We start from the raw sequence: 1687 nt of genomic DNA, 5'->3' as shown, positions 1-1687 counted from the left end.
GGCTTGAGCAGGTAGTCGACGGCGGAGACCTCGAAGGCGCGCAGGGCGTGCTCGTCGTAGGCGGTCACGAACACGACGTCGGGCGCGGCCTCGAGGTCGGCGAGCAAGTCGAACCCGCTCCGGCCCGGCATTTGGACGTCCAAGAACACGACGTCGGGTCGGGCGCCCGCGCCCTCGAGGTCGGTGAGTAGCGCCTCGGCCGCGTCGGCATCGACCGCCTGGCCGACGACCTCGACGGGATGGGCCGCGAGAAGCGTGCAGAGCTCGAGACGGGCGAGTCGTTCGTCGTCCACGACGACGGCGCGGAGGTCAGGCATCGGTGGCGGGTAGGGTGACGGTCGCGACGGCGCGCTCGGGTCCGACCTCGAGGTCGAGCGTCGCGGCGTCGCCGAAGAGCAAGGCCAGACGCTCGCGTGCGTTGGCGAGCCCTGTGCCGGTGCCTTCAGGCTCAGGGCCACCGGCGACGGGGTTCTCGACCTCGAGGTGAAGGCGCCCGTCTTGGATGTCGGCGCGGACGGCGATCTCTCCGCCGGCGCGATTGCGGGCGACGCCGTGCTTGACGGCGTTTTCGACCAGGGTCTGGACGAGCAGTGCCGGGACCTCGGCCTCGAGTGCGTCGGCGGCGACCTCGAGGCGGACGTGCAGCCGGTCCTCGAAGCGGAGCGCCTCGAGGCCGAGGTAGGTCTCGACGAGGGCGAGTTCGTCCTCGAGGGCGTGCGTTGTTTCTCGCCCCGCGACCAGCGTTCGGCGAAGCAGGCCGGACAACAACGTGACGGCGCGGCGGGCTTCCTCAGGCTCGTCGCGGATGAGCGCGCGGACGGTGTTGAGCGCGTTGAACAGGAAGTGCGGGTTGAGCTGGTACTCGAGGGCGCGGCTCCGCGACTCGGCGAGGGTCGCGCGGAGGTGGAGCCTGTCGCGATCAGCGTCGGCTAGGCGGAAGGCGGTCAGGGCGAGAGCATAAACCGTTGCCCAGATCGCAAAGAGCGATGTGAGCATGGCCATGCCCGACGTGAACTCGGCGAGACTAGGCAGCGGCTGTGGGGCCAGAGCATCCGGATTGACGAGTGGCTCGGCGAGATAGGTCATTACGTAGCCCACTACCTGAGCGAGAAGCGCCGCTCCGACGACCGCGAGGAGGAGGCGAGGTGCGAGCCTGCGGAGCGGGAGACCGAACCAACCGCTGCGCGTAGAAACGACGTGAATCGCGTGTGTCCCTCCGAGCGTCATCGAGTATGCGAGCACGATGGAGAACACCATCTGAGTCGCTGGAATACCTGGCACGCCGTACGGCGCTGACAGCGAGGCGTATCCCATAGAGCCGCCAATGGCGAGTGTCCATCCACCGAGCTGGCAGATCCAGTAGAGACGAGTCCGTGAGAGGCGTGGCACATGGCGAGACTAGCGAACCCGCGTCCTCGAGGGCGCCGGATTCGGACGAGTGGTCGCCCTCGAGGACGGGCGGCATCGGCTTCAATCGAGCGGGGCGCGGCACCGAGGCGCCTGGCGTGGGTAGCCTCCGTCCGTGTCGTTCCGCTCGCCCCTCGTCCTCGCGCTCGCCGTCGTCCTCGTGCCGGCGGCCATCGTCGCGTTCCGCTACGCCGCGACCCAGCGGGCCGAGGCCCTCCGACTCTTCTTGGGCGCCCGCGCCGATTCCCAGCCCGACCTCGAGGGTCTGACGCGGCAACGG

Annotated in this window: 2 protein-coding genes; both read right to left on the bottom strand. The window is 69.4% G+C overall.

Annotated elements, in window-relative coordinates; all coding sequences use genetic code 11:
* Nucleotides 1–317 (bottom strand): LytR/AlgR family response regulator transcription factor (locus tag WBA11_RS18425; RefSeq protein ID WP_424522094.1); only part of this gene is annotated, 317 nt, incomplete at its 3' end.
* Entirely contained in the window at nucleotides 310–996 is a 687-nt protein-coding gene (locus tag WBA11_RS18420; RefSeq protein WP_424522093.1) for a sensor histidine kinase, read from the bottom strand. The genes WBA11_RS18420 and WBA11_RS18425, both read right to left, overlap by 8 nt.
* Between the last annotated feature and the right edge of the window lie 691 nt (nucleotides 997–1687).

Source organism: Rubrivirga sp. (genome assembly GCF_049648075.1).
In the GTDB taxonomy this organism is placed as follows: domain Bacteria; phylum Bacteroidota; class Rhodothermia; order Rhodothermales; family Rubricoccaceae; genus Rubrivirga.
This window is presented reverse-complemented; position numbering and strand designations above follow the sequence as displayed.

Coding starts and splice junctions, on each gene's coding strand:
- WBA11_RS18420 (WP_424522093.1), bottom strand. CDS start 996: ATGCTCACATCGCTCTTTGCGATCTGGGCAACGGTTTATGCTCTCGCC.